At 48.6% G+C, this 18,701-nt stretch carries 13 protein-coding genes; 7 read left to right on the plus strand and 6 right to left on the minus strand.

Features of this window, described 5'->3' with window-relative positions; genetic code table 11:
* Positions 1–83 precede the first annotated feature (83 nt).
* Positions 84–902: an AraC family transcriptional regulator gene (locus tag ASG33_RS11060; protein ID WP_056284459.1), complete on the minus strand. Its 819-nt coding sequence runs from the start codon at positions 900–902 to the stop codon at positions 84–86.
* The gene (locus ASG33_RS11065; protein ID WP_056286388.1) at positions 903–1,874 is read right to left on the minus strand and encodes an aldo/keto reductase; all 972 of its coding nucleotides are present in this window, start codon (positions 1,872–1,874) and stop codon (positions 903–905) included. It lies immediately after the preceding gene.
* A gap of 224 nt (positions 1,875–2,098) precedes the next feature.
* On the opposite strand from ASG33_RS11065, the gene ASG33_RS11070 reads away from it, so the two are divergent.
* Complete coding sequence (locus ASG33_RS11070) at positions 2,099–2,866, plus strand: hypothetical protein (protein ID WP_157474710.1); 768 nt, start codon at positions 2,099–2,101, stop codon at positions 2,864–2,866.
* On the opposite strand, the gene ASG33_RS11075 is transcribed toward ASG33_RS11070, so the two are convergent.
* On the minus strand, positions 2,859–4,121 hold the full coding sequence (locus tag ASG33_RS11075; protein ID WP_056284465.1) for a hypothetical protein: 1,263 nt from the start codon (positions 4,119–4,121) through the stop codon (positions 2,859–2,861). The two genes, ASG33_RS11070 and ASG33_RS11075, sit on opposite strands and share 8 nt — an antisense overlap.
* A 160-nt stretch (positions 4,122–4,281) precedes the next feature.
* Positions 4,282–4,665, minus strand: coding sequence for a hypothetical protein (locus ASG33_RS11080; RefSeq protein WP_157474712.1), 384 nt, complete (start codon positions 4,663–4,665; stop codon positions 4,282–4,284).
* Between the two features lie 172 nt (positions 4,666–4,837).
* Here ASG33_RS11080 and ASG33_RS11085 point away from each other — a divergent pair, with 172 nt between their 5' ends.
* From ASG33_RS11085 to ASG33_RS11095, 3 genes are read left to right on the plus strand one after another with little or no spacing between them, the layout of a single operon-like run.
* Positions 4,838–6,313, plus strand: coding sequence for an ankyrin repeat domain-containing protein (locus tag ASG33_RS11085; RefSeq protein WP_056286392.1), 1,476 nt, complete (start codon positions 4,838–4,840; stop codon positions 6,311–6,313).
* A 5-nt stretch (positions 6,314–6,318) separates the two neighbouring features.
* Positions 6,319–6,807, plus strand: a complete 489-nt coding sequence (locus ASG33_RS11090; protein WP_056284472.1) for a DUF2271 domain-containing protein — start codon at positions 6,319–6,321, stop codon at positions 6,805–6,807.
* Positions 6,808–6,822: 15 nt separating this feature from the next.
* A complete protein-coding gene (locus ASG33_RS11095) occupies positions 6,823–9,018 on the plus strand; it encodes a PepSY domain-containing protein (protein ID WP_056284475.1) in 2,196 nt (731 codons plus the stop codon).
* Positions 9,019–9,027: 9 nt separating this feature from the next.
* Here ASG33_RS11095 and ASG33_RS11100 read toward each other — a convergent pair whose 3' ends face one another.
* The gene (locus ASG33_RS11100; RefSeq protein ID WP_056284477.1) at positions 9,028–10,029 is read right to left on the minus strand and encodes an FAD:protein FMN transferase; all 1,002 of its coding nucleotides are present in this window, start codon (positions 10,027–10,029) and stop codon (positions 9,028–9,030) included.
* Positions 10,030–10,119: 90 nt separating this feature from the next.
* On the minus strand, positions 10,120–12,582 hold the full coding sequence (locus ASG33_RS11105) for a TonB-dependent receptor (protein WP_056284479.1): 2,463 nt from the start codon (positions 12,580–12,582) through the stop codon (positions 10,120–10,122).
* Between the two features lie 343 nt (positions 12,583–12,925).
* On the opposite strand from ASG33_RS11105, the gene ASG33_RS11110 reads away from it, so the two are divergent.
* Genes ASG33_RS11110 through ASG33_RS11120 form a run of 3 tightly spaced genes read left to right on the plus strand, consistent with a single transcriptional unit; the run spans position 12,926 to position 18,672 of the window.
* Positions 12,926–14,008 carry an efflux RND transporter periplasmic adaptor subunit gene (locus ASG33_RS11110; RefSeq protein ID WP_056284484.1) on the plus strand — a complete coding sequence of 361 codons (1,083 nt, stop codon included), beginning with the start codon at positions 12,926–12,928 and terminating at the stop codon, positions 14,006–14,008.
* A gap of 28 nt (positions 14,009–14,036) precedes the next feature.
* Positions 14,037–17,243 (plus strand): efflux RND transporter permease subunit, encoded by a 3,207-nt coding sequence (locus ASG33_RS11115; protein WP_082489189.1) that lies wholly within the window; start codon positions 14,037–14,039, stop codon positions 17,241–17,243.
* The gene (locus ASG33_RS11120) at positions 17,233–18,672 is read left to right on the plus strand and encodes a TolC family protein (protein WP_056284490.1); all 1,440 of its coding nucleotides are present in this window, start codon (positions 17,233–17,235) and stop codon (positions 18,670–18,672) included. Before ASG33_RS11115 ends, ASG33_RS11120 begins: the two co-directional genes overlap by 11 nt.
* Positions 18,673–18,701 lie beyond the last annotated feature (29 nt).

The following is an 18,701-nucleotide window of genomic DNA, read 5'->3' on the forward strand; positions in this document are numbered from 1 at the left end:
TTCTAAATAGAGCCACAAAAGTATGCGCTTTGTTTGACATTCACTTATACAACTTGCCGATTCACATGGACAATTTGTACATACTAGCCCGCATTGTTCAATGCAGTGGGCGCTTTGCCAAACTTTTTCTTGAAGGAGCGTGAGAAATGGGACAGACTTTCAAAGCCCAGGTCGAGGTAAATTGCTGAGGGTTTTTCGTGTCTGGTTTCAATGAGGTGCTTGGCTTCGTTAAGCCGCTTTTCCTGCAACCAGTGTCTCGGCGGGGAGCCGAATGTTTTTACGAAATCACGTTTGAAGGCCGCAAGGCTGCGACCGGTAAGCTGCGCGAATTTTTCAATGGGAACATTGAAGTGGTAATTGCTGAGCATGAACTTTTCCAGATCGATCTTATAAGGTTCTGAGAAGTCGAACAGAAAGTTGCGGAGTCCCGGCAGGGCAAGTAGGAGCAACTTAACCCCTTCCTTCACTTTGAGAATGCCCATTTCGTCTGTCATCGCCGCTCCCGAACTGCGCGCGTAGGGAACGATGGATTGAAAATATCCCTGCAGGAATTCGTTTGTTGGAATCAGGATATTGGGCGGACCAATGTATTTCCGCTCTGCTTCCAGTTTTTCTTCCAGCGCGATCCTGCGCAGGAGATCTTCCTGCAGGGATATAACGATTGTTTCATAGTAACCGCCGGGCCCGGGTGTTTTGATGAGCGTACCCAGCTGGTTTCTGCCAATCAGCAGCATTTCTCCTCCGGTCATGGAGATCGTTTGTGAAGATGTTTCCAGTGTAAAGTGCCCTGAAACCTGTAATACCAGTGTATGATGGTTCCAGAAAGCCACTTTCTCCTTCCGCTCAGCGGAGAGGTAGGAATAGAAGATCACGCCTGGGAGAATTTCTGCTGGACTGGTCATTTAGCGTTGTAAGTAAGTGCCGCCTAGGATAGCACCTGGTGCAAAAGTAGTGTTTAAGGTGTTCATTTCTTCCGGCGTAAATACAATATCCATGGCTGCGATATTTTCCGGCAAACGCGACCTGCGGCTCATGCTCACCAGAGGCATGATATGGTCACCCTGCGCATTCACCCAGGCAATGGCCAGCTGTGTGGGTGTGTAGCCTTTGCTGCCGGCGAGTTGCTTCAGTACCTCCACTTTTTCAAGGTTCTTCACCAGGTTTTCACCCTGGAACCGCGAGAAATGGTTGAGGTGGTCGGTTTCGGAAAGCGGGGCCTTCATGTTACCTGTCAACAGTCCCTCGGCGGTGTTGGCAAATGCAACCACGGCAATTCCCAATTCTTTTGCTGCGGGAAGTAGGTCGCTCTCTATCTGGCGGTCCGCCAATGAGTAGCCGATTTCCAGCGCGCTGATCGGATAAACGCTGTTGGCCTCGCGAAGCTGTTCGGCTGTAATTTCTGATACGCCGATGTAACGAACCTTGCCTTCTTTGATCAGGTCGGCTACTGTTCCGATGATATCTTCAACGGGCACGCTTCCATCCATTCGGCTGGGCTGGTAAAGGTCGATGGTTTCAACGCCCAAACGGGTCAGCGAGTAGTTGATGAAATTTTTGATCGCCACGGGACGAAGGTCCAATCCCAGCCATTGACCATTGTGAAAGATAGCGCCGAATTTGACACTGATAAATGCATCGTCGCGCCTGTCTTTAACAGCCTTTCCTATCAGCATTTCATTGTGGCCTGCGCCATAGAAATCCCCGGTGTTCAGAAAGTTGATGCCGCTATCCAGCGCCTGGTGGATCGTAGCTATACTTTCGGTCTCGTCAGCTGTGGGCCCACCCCAGACAGACGACATACGCATGCAGCCCAAACCAAGTTTGGACACGAACGGGCCGTTTTGGCCCAACTGAATTTTTGTGATGTTTTTCATAACACAAAGGTCAGGTTTCCAGCCGCGTGCGAGTTGCTCCTGCGGCTCAAATGTTTTGTCTCTACGGCTCACACTCTTCCATTCTCAGAAATGGAAAGCTGCACAACTGATCTGTTAAATAATCTTAACCGGGCAGCAAATCAGTTTACAGGGAAGTACATTGCCTGTCGAAGTCCTGTTTATTCATTTGATAGCCTGACCCACATTCAGCCATGACAAAAAGCATGTACGTATTACTGATATTTTGCGGTGTGATTTACGCGGCCAGTATAGCGCTCCAAGTCTCATTACAAGCTCTGCTTGATTCCAGGCTATTTCTCCTGCCCTCCTTTCTGCCGTGGCTTGTTGTTGCATTCGCTACTTCCATGCTGTGGCTGGCGGCTTTGTTATGGTATCACTTTACTGCCCGTCATCATGCGGCCAAAGTTGCCGTAGCAATACACCTGATCGCAACTATCTTACGATACTATATACTGTACCGCGTCTTCGTAGTTGGCGATTACATCAACCTGTACTTTCCGTCTTATTCCCTGGTGCTGGCTACCTGGGGCTTGTACGGGATTTGTCTCCTGTTTACTGCTGAAACAAGGCCGGTCTGGCTGAAAACGGCGGGATTTTACATTGCTGGCAGCACGGCGGTTCTTGTCATTACACTGATCATGTACTTGTACGCTACGGATGCTGCATATAAGGCTGCCGTTGAAAATTTTCACAACAAGCTATCCTGGTTTAACGCATTGGCGACTATCCCGCTGCTTCTACATTGGGCTGTTGGCTGGAAAGACGCGACAGAATCCGGAAGTCGCAGTGCACTGTCAGGTACAATCCGGGGATTGGTTTTCGTAACCGGCATTGCCTGCGCTGTCGCAGGATTGCTGGTATGGAACAGGTTACTACATGAAAAACCGGCTATAAGATCAGGAGAGCTCGCGGCTTCCGGCAAGGACATTCTCCATGCGGAACGTTTGAAGCCCGGACTTTTACCTACTTAATCCGGTAGCTGACCAGCAAATAGGTCCTGCTGATTTTTGACTTTAAATCCTGCAATGCCGACATCCCATTGGTGGACTCGTAGCGGAACTCGGCACCAAACTTCTTGTAAGTCGCTCCGAGTCCGGCAACAAATCCCAGCTCATGCTTGCGGGTAGCGCCTAATACTATGTTTTTCGAAACGAGCGGCTGCGGGCCGGAAAATTTACTTTCTATGATCTCCTCATTTGTTTCAGAAATGGCGGCTGCATTGGAAATACCGGCATTCAAAAACAGCTTCAACCCACCCGCCGGAATGTAGTACCTCACCATATTGATAAGCTTGATATAGTTGTACCCCATTGTGCTGGTCCACCTGTTGTAGCTATCTCCGCTGTATCTGGTCTCATCGACGCTGCTGGTTTTGTAGGATACAAATGCAAGTTCGTTGTAGACCGAAATGCGTTGTTTGAGTCGGGGTACCAGGAGATTAAAGAAAAGTCCGCCCGTTGCATTGCGCGATACGGGAAAATTTCCATGCACGAGCCTGGGATCATAAACACCTTCAAAGCTCAACTTCGAACCCGTTAATCCTGCAATAATCCCGAACTGGGTTACAGAAGCCGGAGATTTGTAGGAGACGGCCGGTTTGGTGGAAGCACATTGCGCATAGTACCTGTCAAACACCTGGCCGATCATTTTGGATGAATAAAAGACCTTTTTATTTCCCGCCATCACAGCTTCACAATCAGAAAAGAACTTCTTCAACTGCTCCCTGTACTGGTTAACAGTCACGACCTGCCGCGATGCATTATTAGCGAGGTACCTGTGTTCCACGAGCAATTCGTAGGCGCCGGGCTTGTCGCTCACATATAGCTGGACCTTATCGTCCTTTCCTTTCAGATAATAAAGGCCCTTTGGACCGCTGTTGAGTGTTAACAAAAAGGCAGTCGTCTTTTCAAGCTTTGGCAATGGGGAATATGATAGCTCATCAATGGACGACGGACTGGTATTCACATCTACTTCTGCTTTGATATAACTCTCTCCGTGCACATAAAAACCTTCCAGATCACTCAATCCGTAGGTTTTTGCTGCGCCGTCGGCCGTATTCCGGAAGCTGATCGTTTCCGGATTTTTTGACCAGTTTTTGTAATCGATATACCCTTTCAGCGTGTCGCCGGCGGAAACAAGCAGGTAGCCGGGTTCAAATGATTTCTGGGCTTTTGAATAATGGAAGGATACGAATAAAAAGACAAACAGGGTAATCTTGTAAATCATATAACAACAGTTGTGAGAGAGGAAGCCGACACAAAGTAACAACTGTCAAGGGCATTTTACACTATGTATTACCCAACTAGTTTGACGCGGCTTTTTCTGTTTCCTGTCCCACCCTTTTTTCCTGGTAATGTGCCGGGCTTTCCCTGAATGAAGCGTCTGTCTAGCTGAAACTCGGTCCGCCGGCTTTTCGCAATGCAACCGACAGGCGCTGTGCGAATTCCTTGGTGTCTTTTTGAACCGAATAACCATTGAAGTTAATGCTGTGTACGGGCTTAGTAAAATCATCCACTTCAATGTCGACCGTACCTACATTGGCCAGAATGGAAGCCTTGGTTTTCACCACTGTATTTGCCTTGATGCCCGTGACTTTGTGTACCGGATAGGTGTATCTGCCAATGGTGATGGTTTGTTCGGTAAAGTTTACCCGAACCCCGTTCTGGTAAAATGAATTGTCGTCCAGTACAACCGTTTTTCTTCTCTTGGAGACGGTAAACATCCAGTAACCAATGCCGGCGATGACAGCTAAAACAATGAAAGTGTCCATAGTATAAAGATTTTCTTTTTCAGCCTTTATACACTCAACCCCCCCGCAGGTAACATCAACAGGCACATTCTTTCGAAAAAGGTCTTTTATTTAGACTGATTATCGTTAGCTTTGTAGCGTGCCTGTATCGAAGTATTACGCAGGCTGCGAGCGTCCCATTAACATTGTTTTTATGAAAAAACTTCTGATTGCCCTCTTCGCATGCTCTTCCATTGCGGGTTATGCACAGCAAAAAAACACCCTTCTTGATCAAGCGTTCTGGAAGAATTCTCCGGACGTTAATACAGTAAAAGCAGAAATCCAGAAAGGAGCAGATCCTGCTCAGCTGAACCCGATGAGCTTTGATGCAGTCGTCATGGCGATCAACTCGGGAGCTCCCCAGTCAACCATTGAATTTTTACTCTCACAACCGGGAAATACGGTAGACAAGCTTACCCACGACGGCCGCACTTACCTGCACTGGGCCGCAAGCAGAGGAAACGTTGAGATCATGGAGTACCTAGTTTCAAAAGGTGCGAAAGCAGATGTAATTGACAGCCATGGCTCCACTCCGCTGAATTTCGCGGCCGGCGCCGGACAGGCGAATACCAAAATCTACGAGATCTGCATTGCAAATGGCGCTAACCTGAAAAAGGACCTGAACCACGACGGCGCCAATGCATTGCTGCTGGCTGTGGCGAATGATAAAGACCTGACACTTACCAATTATTTTGTTTCAAAAGGCCTGGACCTGAAAAGTACCGATGCTGCTGGCAATAATGCATTCAGCTATGCGGCGCGCGGTGGTAACATTGAAGTATTAAAAGCCCTTTTGCAAAAAGGAGTACCCGCCAATCCGACCGCCATGTTAATGGCTGCTCAGGGATCACGCCGTGGTGCCAATTCGATCGAAGTTTATAAGTACCTGGAAAGCCTGAATATCAAACCGAATGTAACTGGTAAAAATGGCCAGAATGCGCTGCATTCAGTTGTTCGCCGACCAAAGCAGGACGAAATTGTTACTTACTTCCTGTCAAAAGGCGTGGATGTGAACCAGGCTGACGAGGATGGAAATACGGTATTCATGAATGCAGCGGCTTCAAACCCGGACACTGCAACGCTGGCGCTGCTTGCTCCGAAAGTAAAAAACATCAACCAGGCCAACCAGAAAGGTGCGACTGCACTTGCGCTGGCAGTACGCGGCAATTCGCCTGCGGTGGTAAGTTACCTGCTCAGCAAAGGCGCTGACGTGAATGTAAGTGATCGCAGCGGAGATAACCTGGCTGCTTACCTGGTTCAGTCATACAGTCCGCGCACCGCTGCTGATTTTGACGCAAAAATGAAGATCCTGCAAGACAAAGGATTGAAGCTCAATGCAGCGCAGCAAAACGGGAATACGCTCTACCATCTGGCAGTTGCAAAAAATGACCTGGCGCTCGTGAAAAAGCTGGAAGCTTACCAGATCGATGTCAATGCAAAAAACAAGGAAGGAATTACTGCATTGCACAAGGCTGCGATGATCGCGAAAGACGATAGCATGCTCAAATACCTGATCTCGATCGGCGCGAAGAAGGACATCATGACCAGCTTCGATGAAACAGCCTTCGACCTGGCGGGTGAAAATGAGTCGCTCTCCAAAAACAATGTAACCGTTAATTTTCTGAAATAACTTTCATGTCCAAGTTCATAACAACAGCACTCCTTTTTACTGCGCTGACATTTGCACGCCCGAATACCACTTTTGCGCAGGCGACAAACAAGTACAAATGCATGATCCAGATGACCAACTATATGGGCGAAGGCGCTTACGTAGTGATTTCATTGATCAACAGTAAAAATGCTTACGAGAAAACCCTGTACGTTTTAGGACCGGATAAGAAGTGGTACAACAGTCTCAAAGAATGGCATAAGTACCAGGCCAAAAAGAAGGATAACATCAGCGCGATCACGGGTGCATCCGTTACAGGCGGGGACCGCAGTGTGAATGTGATCGAAATTGACAAATCCAAGATCAATGCAGGTTATAAGATCAGGTTCGAGAGTGCAGTGGAGGACAAAGCTTACCACGTGAAAGACCTGGAAATTCCATTGACCACAGAGGCGCTTTCAGCCAAAAGTGAGGGTACCGGCTACATCCGCTACGTCCGGTTCAGCCCCAACTAACAATCGGAGTACTTTATGACAATTTCAATATGGAGATACAGCCACCTTGCACTGGCTGTATCTTCTTTTCTTTTGCTTACGCTGGCTTCCGTCACCGGTATTATTTTGGCCTTTAAGCCATTGTCAGAAAAAACGCAACCCTACCGCTCCGAGAAATTCAGTCAGGCCAATCTTTCCCAAACCCTTCCTGCATTAAGAAAACAATATCCCGGCATCAGTGAGCTGTCCGTGGATGCAAACCAGTTTGTACAGATCAAAGGCAGCGACGCGGCCGGAGAGAAGCTGCTTGCCTATGTTGATCCTGTGACCGGCAAAGTGCTCGGTACCCCTGCTGCTCCTTCCGAATTTTTCGAGTGGGTTACTGCATTGCACCGTTCGCTTTTCCTGCACGAAGCAGGCCGGTTTTTTATCGGAATTACGGCATTTTTACTGCTGTTAATCACCATTTCAGGCACGATCCTGATCATCCAGCGGCAACGTGGCGTCAAGCGGTTCTTCACGCGGATTGTGCGCGATAACTTTGCACAATATTACCACGTAGTGCTCGGTCGCCTTTCACTGATCCCCATTCTGATCCTCGCAGCGACAGGCACTTACCTCTCACTCGCGCGTTTTGAACTGATCGATACGAAACAGGCTTCCATGGAAGTCGATTTCGATGCAATCAAGTCCGGTCCGGAGCATAATCCTGCCGATTTTGAGATTTTTAAAAACACCAGACTGGCTGATGTACAATCGGTCGAATTCCCTTTTTCCGAAGATCCGGAAGATTACTACACACTTAAACTTACTGACCGGGAGGTTACCGTTAATCAAATCACAGGTGAAGTGCTGGGGGAAGTGAAATATCCGGCCGCTGTAATAGTTACCAACCTGAGCCTCGATCTCCACACCGGCCGCACCAATGCATGGTGGGCGATTGTGCTCGCAATTGCTTCCGGGAATATTCTTTTCTTTATTTATTCGGGCTTTACAATTACATTACGGCGCAGGGCAAACCGGGTAAAAAACAAGTACGCAGCTGCTGAAAGTGAGTTTATCATCCTGGTAGGCTCCGAGAACGGCAGCACATTCAGCTTCGCCAATGCGATCCACGAGCAGCTGATCAATGCAGGGAAGTCGGCGTATGTTACCGAGCTGGACAATTTCACGGCATTTCCGAAAGCCTCGCACATCATCGTGATGAGCGCCACTTACGGACTGGGAAATGCGCCAACCAATGCGGCACACTTTGAAAAACGCATTCAGCAGCACAGGCAATCACAGCAAATCCGGTATTCGGTGGTGGGCTTCGGCTCGCATGCTTATCCTGACTATTGCAAGTTTGCTTTTGAGGTGGATACCCTCTTTGCCAGGCAGGATTGGGCAGTTCCATTATTGGAAATCCATACGGTGAATGATAAATCCCCTGACGAATTCAGTCAATGGGCAGCCAACTGGTCGCAACATGCGGGCGTACCTTTGCTGGTATCGCCGGGCCTGGCGGTAACGAGGCAGGAACCTTCGCAGGCTTTGACCGTAATGGACAAAACGCCCGTGTTTGTAGCAGGTGAATCGTTTTTGATCCGCCTGCAGCCACAATCCCCCACTCCATTTACATCCGGCGACCTGCTCGCTATCTATCCCGCAAATGACCACCGGGAGCGCCTTTATTCGATTGGTAAAATCGGAAAGGAGATCCAGCTGAGTGTCAAGCTGCATGCCGGTGGACTGGGTTCGGAATATCTTTCAAAGCTTAACCCGGGTGAGGTATTCAACGCCAGGATCGTCAACAATGCGCATTTCCACCTTCCGGAACCTGGCAAAACCGTGTTGATGATCTCAAACGGGACCGGCATTGCGCCATTTCTGGGAATGATCGATCAGCAGCCTGAGCATGCAGATTGTCACCTGTACTGCGGCTTCCGCGACAGGGCTTCTTTTGCATTGTATCAAAATGCATTGCATAAAAATAAAAGCGAAAAGAAGCTGCGCGGCCTGCACATCGCCTACTCGCGGGAAGGTGAAAAGGAGTATGTGAAAGACCTGCTCGCGAAGGACGAAGCTCTGCTAACCGAAACCCTCGCAAATGGCGGCGTGATCATGCTTTGCGGGTCACTTTCCATGCAGAACAATGTGGTTAAATTGCTGGAAGATATTTGCGCGAAGCGTTTAGGAAAATCAGTAAGCTATTACCAGTCGAGAAGCCAGGTGCTGATGGATTGTTACTGATGGGCTTTTTCAGCGCTTTTTCCGCCTGACTTTGTATTTGTTAATATTCAGGTTTTTGGAACAAAATACCTGACCATTGTCGGCGATCATCATGCAGCTGAATGCAGGATATTGATCCAAAAGAGCAAGCCCCGCTGTTTTCCCCATCACCATCAAAGAAGTACTGAACCCGTTCGCCATTTCGGCGCTCGGGCCGAATACGGTTACGCTGGTAAGTCCGGTAGCGGGATAGCCGGTAGCGGGGTTAATGATGTGTGAATAGCGTTTTCCGTCCAGCATAACAAACTTTTCGTAGCTGCCCGAGGTGACCACTGCGCCCTGGTGAATTGGCAGTACCGCGAACAATTCTCCGGCCCGCGCCGGATCGTTGATCCCGATCACCCAGTCGCGGCCATCGGGCTGTTTTCCCCACACGCTCATATCGCCCGAGCCATTTACAATGCCGGCCTCGACGCCTTTGGCAAGCATCATCTGCCTGCATTTGTCCGTGGCATAACCCTCGCCCAATGCACCGAAGCCGATCTTCATTCCTTTCATTTTCAGGAAAATCGTTGAATTCGCTTTGTCAAGAATGATATTCCGGTAGCCGACAAGCGCTACTGACTTTTTTACTGCCTCGGGTGAAGGCATCTGCGTCATTGAACCATCGTATTTCCAGATCCGCTCCATGGCAGCAAAACTGATATCGAATGCACCGCCGGTCAGCTCCGACAGGCTCAATGCCCTTTCCGTCAGCTCAAAAACTTCTGCATCTACCTTCACGGGCCGGATACCCGCATTTGCATTCACTTCCGATACCTGCGAGGAGGGCTTCCAGTCCGAAATAAGGTTTTCAATGCGGGTAATCTCAGAAATAACGGTATCAATGTGCATTTCGGCCGCCGCTGAATCCTGCGCCACAATCGTAATATCAAATCGCCCGCCCATGAGCATGGTAGTCCGCTTCCGCAGCACCTGCGCCTCGGTTTGAACGGCAAAAAATAAGAGAAGACAAGCGGAAATTACTCTCATGAAGCAGCAGCGGCAATTTTTAGACCCCATTTAAAACAAAAAAACCGGAAGAGTGTATATCCTCTCCCGGTCAAAACTGCGAAAAAAAACTTAGAAACGGTATGACAACGTCGCCGCGAACATGCGTGGCGGGATCGGGTTGATGCTGTAACGGTCGTGAACAATGTAGTTCAGCTCGTTGAAGATGTTGGATACTTTCACCAGCAGTGAAACGCCGCGCAGGCTGTAACCCGCCGAAAGATCTACTGTTGCAAAACCTTTCAGTGGCACCTGTGCATTGTAGGAAGTCTGGTTGGCTGCGGTGTTGTTCAGGCCGCCATCAAGACCTACCACATTGTTGTTACCACCCATTCTCTGGCCAGTATAAAATGCAGATGCGCCGAGTTTGAGGCCTTTTACCGCTTTATCAAACGTGTAGAAAATCGAACCGTTGGCGGTGTGCGCGGGATTGTTGATCAAGCGCTCTCCTTCTACCTGCGAACCAACTGCGCCTGTGGTGTTGGTATACCGCATAAAATTATATCCGTAACCAGCCAGAAAGTAGAAGTTCCGCGAAAGCGTTCCATTGAAATCTACTTCAAACCCGTCGCTGGTCGTTTGTCCGTTCAGCTCGCGGATGCTGCTGTTCGTGTTCGGATTTCCGTTTTGGTCAAAAAGGGCAGTTTGCGCAAAGTTGCTGTTCTGAATGCGGTACACGCTCACATTGGCGGCCAAACGTCCGTTCAAGAACTCATTTTTCATCCCCAGTTCATACTGGTTGATGATCGAAGGATCCAGGTTGTTTCCGTAGATATCAGTACCCGAATTGATCGTGAAATTATTGGTATAACTCGCGTAAATGGAGCTGGTTTGCACCGGCTGGAAAATCAGCGCCACTTTGGGAGAAAATGCATTGTCTGACTTGTCAGCAGCTGTTCCTCTCCGCTCCTGCTGCTTTTCCTGGTTGAAAATAGTAGTCTGGAAAGCCTTCTGGTAAGACCAGCGCACGCCGGCCAGCACTTTGAACTTGGTCGTCAGGGTGATCAGGTCCTGTACATAAATCCCAAGTCTGTTCTGGGGCGTGGTTGTTCTGGCAGTATCATTAACGGTCGGGATGTCCGTGCGTACATTGAAAGTTGCAGGATCGTAGATATTGATCTTGTCATACGCGGTACCTACCACTCCATTTGCCGAGGTATATTTAAATGTGTTGTTCTCTGTGACAATGCGCGTAAAATCAGCTCCTCCCAGGAATTGGTGTTGAATGCCGGCGGTTTTGAAATTACCGTTCAAATTAAGCTGTCCGGTATAATCGTGCTCGCGTGACTTAACCGCGCTCAGCGAGCGGTTCCAGTCGCCGTTGGCGGCAACGCTCGTTGGGACGCCCACACCAAAGCCGTCCACCTTGGTAGCCTGGGCCGATCCGATCGCAGTAAGCTTCCAGTTGTCGTTAAAACGGTGATTGATTGTCAGATAAGCGGCTTTTTGTTCGGTGTCGTTAAATGCCCATTTAGGATAAATAAAGCGGGAGCGCGGCGCTTCCGGTACTTCTGTCACTGTAATGCGGGCATTGGGGATACCTACCCCGGCATCAGGCACCAGGTCCGATTTCAGGTAATCTACTTGCAGTAATACGTCTGTTTTGTCGTTGATTTTATACAAAAGCGACGGGTTAACGTAAGTCCGGTTTGTTTTGACCACATCCCGGTAGCTCTTCGCATTTTCATGTGTACCAATCACGCGAAATGCCAGTTTCTTGGTAATCGGCCCGTAAACATCCACAGTCGGCTTAAACTGGTTATAGCTGCCGAAAAGCATGGAAACCTGTCCGCCCCAGTCAAAAACCGGCTTTTTGGTAACCATATTAATGATCACACCACCCGATACATTACCATATAGCAATGCAGAACTACCTTTCAGCACTTCAATCGCTTCCAGTGTACTTGCATCGGGAAAACCCTGCGTATTGGAGATAACCCCATTCTTGAAAATGCTGCCGCCTGAACCTGCGATACCAATGCTGTAACCGCGTGCCGAAAAAGTCTCAGCCACACCACCACGCGACTGCGTCAGCGAAACACCGCTTACATTCTTTACCACATCGCCCAGGCGCACTGCCTGCTGATCGGCGATCACTTTGCTCTGGATCACACCTGCGCTTTGCGGCAGATCGAGCGGCCGGATATCCGCTTTCCCGAGCGACACGGGCCTGTTGGAACTGGCGCCGCCTGTAATGATCACCTCATTAAGCTGAGAGGCACTTTCCGATAATGTAAAATCCTGCTGAGCCTTCTCACGGGCAGTAACACTCACCTGCTGCTCCTGGCTTTGCAAGCCCACGAAAGAGACTTTCAACGTATAGCTGCCGGGTTTGATGTCTGTCAGGACGTAGTTCCCGTCCTCGTCAGTAGTGGTTCCTTTATTTGAATGGTCAATGCCCACACTCACATAGGCAGCCGGCTTTCCGTCGCTGGTTGTCACCCGCCCGCGAATGGTACCGTTACTACTCTGTGCATTGGCAGCCTGGGAGAACAGGCAGCTTAGAAAAAGTAAATATTTATAGAAACGATTCATACTTATTTAGATTAATTAAACGGTCGCAAAGATAGTGGCGGAGCTATGTTTTTCTAATAGTTATCAGGAATTAATTAGAACGGAATTAGAAAAATCAGGGGCGTCAATCTGCTGCGATTTCAACAATAGCAGCATCGGAGGATTTTATAGCACATTAGGAATATCCAATCTCCCCTGGGGCAGCCTGTGGGCGGATAGTTGCGTTTTTAACGGGTTTTTAATTCGTTTTTAACACCCCATTAAGGTTAGTGTGCGCTTTTTGTAAAGCATTATAACTGATCCAGCCCCCCTTGTGAAAAAGCATTCCCCAACAAAATCATATTGTTTCAAAAAGTTAACTACCATGAAGAGAATTCTGATGGTCATGAGCTTGTGTGCATTGTTTGTGCAAACAAGCTGTGAATCAAAAAAAGAAGAGAAGGAGGAAGAAGTAAAATTCCTCGTTACGAGCCCCCTTCAAAAAGACACATTGGTCACCAAGGAATATGTAAGCCAGATCCGCGCGATCAGCCACATCGAGCTGCGTGCATTGGAAAAGGGTTATCTCCAGAATATTTATGTGGATGAAGGTCAGACTGTCAAAAAAGGCCAGCTGATGTTCAAGATCATGCCGATGCTCTACCAGGCTGAACAGCAAAAAGCACAGGCTGAGGCCAATTTCGCAGAGATTGAATTCAAAAACACCAAGGCGCTGGCCGACAGCAATGTGGTTTCCAAAAATGAGCTGGCGCTTGCCAAAGCCAAACTGGACAAAGCAAAAGCAGAACTGGGCTTAGCTACAACGCACCTGGGCTTCACCGAAATCCGCGCACCTTTCGACGGCATTATGGACCATTTCCAGGTGAGGTTGGGAAGTCTTTTGGACGAAGGTGATTTGCTGACAACATTATCAGACAACAGCGAAATGTGGGTTTATTTCAATGTCCCGGAAGCTGAATATCTGGACTACAAAGCCAACGAAGCCACAGCAGGCATGCTGAATGTGAACCTCCGCATGGCGAACAATCAAATGTTCCCGCATTCAGGATCGGTGAAAACGATCGAAGCGGATTTCAATAATGAGACGGGGAACATCGCATTCAGGGCCACATTCCCTAATCCGAAGAGACTTTTGAGACACGGTGAAACTGGTAACATCCTGGTGACAGTGCCGATGAAGAATGCATTGCTGATCCCGCAAAAAGCGACTTTCGAGGTTTTGGAAAAGAAATATGTGTATGTGGTAGACAAAGAGAACAAGATCCGTTCACGGGAAATCGAGATTGAAGCCGAGCTTCCGCACATTTTCGTCGTGAAGTCGGGTTTGAAGGCAGACGATAAAATCCTGCTGGAAGGTTTGCGTCAGGTAAAAGAAAACGAAAAGATCCACTCCACATTCGTGAAACCTGATTCTGTGATTTCCAATCTGAGTCTGTACGCTGAATAGTCAGGTATCTTAAAAAGCACAAAAAGACATGTTTAATCAATTCATAAGAAGACCTGTATTTGCAATCGTGATCTCGATCATGATCGTATTTATAGGCATCCTGGCGATTGAGAAATTACCCATTTCCCAGTTCCCGGACATTGCCCCTACCACCGTCAACATTTTCATCGCCTACCCTGGCGCGAGTGCCGATGTATTGGTAAAATCAACATTGATCACGCTTGAACAAGCCATTAACGGGGTTCAGGACATGCGGTACATTGCTACCGATGCAACGAGTGCGGGGGAGGCGACGCTCAGGATCATCTTCGAGCCCGGCACCGACCCGAACGTGGCCGTGATCCGGGTTAAGACAAGGGTGGATCAGGTTATGCCACTTTTGCCCGAACTGGTTCAGCGGGAAGGGGTTATTATCTCGCCCGTTCAGCCCAGTATGTTGATGTACGTTAACCTTTATTCGAAGGAAAAAAGCATTGACGAAAAATTCCTTTTTAACTACGCAACAGTAAAAATGATCCCCGAAATCCAGCGGACAAAAGGGATTGCAAGAGCACAAATATTAGGATCAAGGAGATACGCAATGCGTCTTTGGCTGAACCCCGAGCGTATGCGTGCTTACAACATTTCTACGGAAGAAGTAATGAAGGCCGTGGGAGAACAAAGTATCGTGGGTCGTCCGGGCCGTATCGGGCAAAGCTCCGGTATTGCAGCCCAGTCCCTGGAATATGTGCTTACTTACAAAGGTCGTTACGACAAGCCGGAAGAATACGAAAACATCATTGTCCGTGCCAATGCACAAGGTGAAAGCGTTCACCTTCGTGACATTGCCAAAGTGGAACTTGGATCTGAATTCTTTGATATTTACTCCAACCTCGACGGTCATCCTTCGGCGGCGATCGTGTTGCGCCAGAACTACGGAAGTAACGCGAGTGATGTAATTGAAGAAGTGAAAAAGAAGCTGGATGTGATGAAAGAATCCTTCCCTCCGGGCGTGGATTACAAGATCAGCTATGACGTTTCGCAGTTCCTCGACGCGTCTATTGAGCAGGTAATCGACACATTGCGCGATGCATTTATCCTCGTTGCGCTCGTGGTTTTCATATTCCTTGGAGACTGGCGTTCTACATTGATCCCGATCCTGGCTGTGCCGGTTTCGCTGATCGGAGCCTTCTTTGTGATACAGGGTTTTGGACTTTCGATCAACCTGATCACACTGTTTGCATTGGTACTTGCGATTGGTATTGTGGTCGATGATGCGATTGTCGTCGTCGAGGCCGTCCATGCGAAGTTTGAAGAAGAGCCGGGGATTTCCCCATTCAATGCGGTGAAAAAAGTGCTTGGTGAGATCAGCGGTGCCATTATCGCGATCACCGCCGTAATGGTTTCGGTATTCCTTCCGATCTCCTTCATGTCGGGTCCTGTGGGAACATTCTATCGCCAGTTCTCCATCACCATGGCCAGCTCAATCGTGATCTCGGCCCTCATCGCCTTGACATTGACGCCGGTTTTGTGTGCAATGTTGTTACAAAATCACCACGGCCACGAGAAGAAGAAAAACTTCCTTACCAAAGGACTTGACGCTTTCAACAGAACATTTGACAAACTAACGGGAAGATATGTAGGCCTGCTGAAACGCATTGTGAGCCGCAGGGTTGTAACCTGGGTTGTGTTGTTGGGATTCTGCGCCGGGATTGTTTTTGTAAATAAAATTCTGCCCGCAGGTTTTATTCCGAATGAAGACCAGAGCACGATTTACGCCATCATTCAAACGCCTCCGGGATCAACGCTTGAAAAAACCAACGAAGTTTCCCGCCGTCTTCAAAAGATATGCGAAGAAGTGGAAGGAATTGAGTCCGTTTCTTCATTGGCAGGTTACGAGATCATGACGGAAGGTCGCGGTTCCAATGCAGGAACCTGTTTGATCAACTTGAAACCATGGCACGATCGCAAGCAAAATGTGAAAGAGATCATGGAAGAACTGGAAGCCGAAACAAGAGGACTTGGTGCGGTTGTCGAATTCTTCGAACCACCAGCGATCCCGGGTTTTGGTACATCAGGTGGTTTCTCGATGCGTCTTTTGGATAAAACTTCTGACACCGATTACGCTGAGTTTGACAAGATCAATAAGAAATTCATGGAAGACCTGGCGAAGCGTCCTGAGCTTACGGGCTTGTTTACATTCTTCGCAGCGAACTATCCGCAGTATGAATTGCAGATCGACAACCAGCTTGCGATGCAAAAAGGCGTCTCGATCGGAAAAGCGATGGACAACCTGAACATTATGATCGGTAGTACATACGAACAGGGTTTTACAAGATTCAACCAGTTCTTTAAAGTGTACGTGCAGTCGGATCCAAGTTTCAGAAGGCTTCCTTCGGATCTTTTGAAATTGTTTGTAAAAAATGATGCAGGCGAAATGGTGCCTTACTCCTCTTTTATGACATTGAAAAAAGGCCAGGGCCCGAACGAGATCACGCGTTTCAACCTGTATAACTCGGCCGCGATCCAGGGACTTCCTGCGAAAGGTTACACTACGGCAGATGCTATCGGCGCCATTCGCGAAGTAGCCGCCAAGACATTGCCGCAAGGTTATGACATCGCTTTTGAAGGTCTTTCTTATGACGAATCCATCCGTGGAAATGAGTCGCTGGTCGTGTTTGCGATCGTTTTGGCCTTTGTTTACTTCGTGTTGGCCGCGCAGTATGAAAGCTTTATTATTCCGTTTGCGGTTGTATTGTCACTGCCGGTTGGGGTGTTTGGTTCATTCCTTTTGCTCAAATTAATGGGCTTGGAAAACAACATTTATGCGCAGATCGGTCTGATCATGCTTGTCGGGTTGTTAGGTAAAAACGCCGTACTGATCGTCGAGTTTGCCGTTCAGAAACGGCAGCAGGGCGAGACCATTCTTAATGCTGCGATCGAAGGGGCCAGAGTTCGTTTCCGTCCGATTTTGATGACGTCGTTCGCATTCGTTGCTGGTTTGATCCCGTTGATCATTGCCACAGGTGCCGGTGCCATTGGTAACCGTACGATCGGTGCATCTGCAATGGGCGGAATGCTCTTCGGGACCATTTTCGGGGTCATTATTATCCCTGGATTGTACTACATATTTGGTACGCTGGCTGACGGTCGGAAAATGATCAAAGATGAAGAGGACGGCTCGCTATCCGAACAATTTGTCCATGCAGTTGACGCTTTTCCCCATACTCAAGAAACTCAAAATGATGAGCAATAAAAGAATATTGACCTGGGTCGGGATTACCATCAGCGCCCTGGCTTATACAGGTTGCAATGCGCCTTCACTGGTCCAGAGATCACCTAATAAGACGTTATCAGCTTCTTACGACGGACAAACAGCGGATTCCACTGCCAACGTAGGAAAAATGAGCTGGAAGAATTATTTCACTGATCCGCAGCTGAATGCATTGATTGACACCGCTTTCAAGAACAACCAGGAGCTGAACATCACTTTGCAGGAAATCGAAATCTCCCGCAATGAGATCCGCGCCCGCAAAGGAGAGTACCTTCCGTTTGTAGGCTTGCGTGGCGGTGCCGGCATCGAGAAAGCAGGCCGCTACACGCAGGTAGGTTCAAGTGAGGCTACGACCGAGATCAAACCCGGAAGGGAAACGCCCGAGCCGCTGCCTGACTTTGTGGTAGCTGCCTATGCACGCTGGGAAGTGGATATCTGGCACAAGCTGCGCAACGCAAAAAAGGCGGCCGTAAACCGCTACCTTTCTTCGATAGAGGGTAAAAACTTTATGATGACTAACCTGGTTTCCGAAATCGCCAACTCTTACTACGAGCTGCTCGCATTGGATACCCAGCTGAACATCATCAATCAGAATATCGAAATCCAGAACAATGCATTGCGCATTGTGAAAATGCAGAAAGAAGCAACCCGCGTAACGGAACTGGCTGTCCGCCGTTTTGAAGCGCAGGTACTGAACACGCAGAACCGCCAGTATGCAATTCGTCAACGGATTGTGGAAACTGAAAACCGGATCAACTTCCTGCTCGGCCGCTACCCGCAGCCGGTGCTCAGGAACAGTCAGAACTTTGAGAATATGGTTCCGAATCTGGTCCAGACCGGTGTTCCTTCCCAATTGCTGCAAAACAGGCCGGATGTGCGGCAGGCGGAGCAGGATCTTGAAGCTGCAAAATTGGATGTTCAGGTGGCGCGGGCTAACTTCTACCCTTCTCTGGGTTTGAATGCGGCAGTCGGTTTACAGGCTTTCAATCCGATCTATTTGGGTAATGTGCCCAAATCACTGATGTCGACGCTGGTAGCTGACCTGGCTGGTCCGCTGATCAACAAGAATGCGATCCAGGCTACTTATTACAGTGCGAATGCGCGTCAGGTACAGGCGATCTACAATTACGAGCGCACTGTTCTGAATGCATATATTGAAGTGGTAAACCAGCTTTCGAACATCAACAACCTGCAACAGAGCTTTACGACCAAAACGGCCGAGGTGCAGGCATTGAACGAGTCAACCAACATTGCAAACCGCCTTTTCAGCTCGGCACGGGCAGATTATATGGAGGTATTGTTAACACAACGCGAAGCTTTGGAGTCAAGGTTTGACCTGATTGAAACCAAGATGCAGCAGATGAATGCAACAGTCAACATTTACCGCGCACTAGGCGGCGGATGGAACTAGGATTAGTAGTTATGTGAATAAAGTAAAAT

The organism is Dyadobacter sp. Leaf189, from assembly GCF_001424405.1.
Lineage (GTDB): Bacteria > Bacteroidota > Bacteroidia > Cytophagales > Spirosomataceae > Dyadobacter.

Coding starts and splice junctions, on each gene's coding strand:
- ASG33_RS11060 (WP_056284459.1), bottom strand. CDS start 902: ATGACCAGTCCAGCAGAAATTCTCCCAGGCGTGATCTTCTATTCCTAC.
- ASG33_RS11065 (WP_056286388.1), bottom strand. CDS start 1,874: ATGAAAAACATCACAAAAATTCAGTTGGGCCAAAACGGCCCGTTCGTG.
- ASG33_RS11070 (WP_157474710.1), top strand. CDS start 2,099: ATGTACGTATTACTGATATTTTGCGGTGTGATTTACGCGGCCAGTATA.
- ASG33_RS11075 (WP_056284465.1), bottom strand. CDS start 4,121: ATGATTTACAAGATTACCCTGTTTGTCTTTTTATTCGTATCCTTCCAT.
- ASG33_RS11080 (WP_157474712.1), bottom strand. CDS start 4,665: ATGGACACTTTCATTGTTTTAGCTGTCATCGCCGGCATTGGTTACTGG.
- ASG33_RS11085 (WP_056286392.1), top strand. CDS start 4,838: ATGAAAAAACTTCTGATTGCCCTCTTCGCATGCTCTTCCATTGCGGGT.
- ASG33_RS11090 (WP_056284472.1), top strand. CDS start 6,319: ATGTCCAAGTTCATAACAACAGCACTCCTTTTTACTGCGCTGACATTT.
- ASG33_RS11095 (WP_056284475.1), top strand. CDS start 6,823: ATGACAATTTCAATATGGAGATACAGCCACCTTGCACTGGCTGTATCT.
- ASG33_RS11100 (WP_056284477.1), bottom strand. CDS start 10,029: ATGAGAGTAATTTCCGCTTGTCTTCTCTTATTTTTTGCCGTTCAAACC.
- ASG33_RS11105 (WP_056284479.1), bottom strand. CDS start 12,582: ATGAATCGTTTCTATAAATATTTACTTTTTCTAAGCTGCCTGTTCTCC.
- ASG33_RS11110 (WP_056284484.1), top strand. CDS start 12,926: ATGAAGAGAATTCTGATGGTCATGAGCTTGTGTGCATTGTTTGTGCAA.
- ASG33_RS11115 (WP_082489189.1), top strand. CDS start 14,037: ATGTTTAATCAATTCATAAGAAGACCTGTATTTGCAATCGTGATCTCG.
- ASG33_RS11120 (WP_056284490.1), top strand. CDS start 17,233: ATGAGCAATAAAAGAATATTGACCTGGGTCGGGATTACCATCAGCGCC.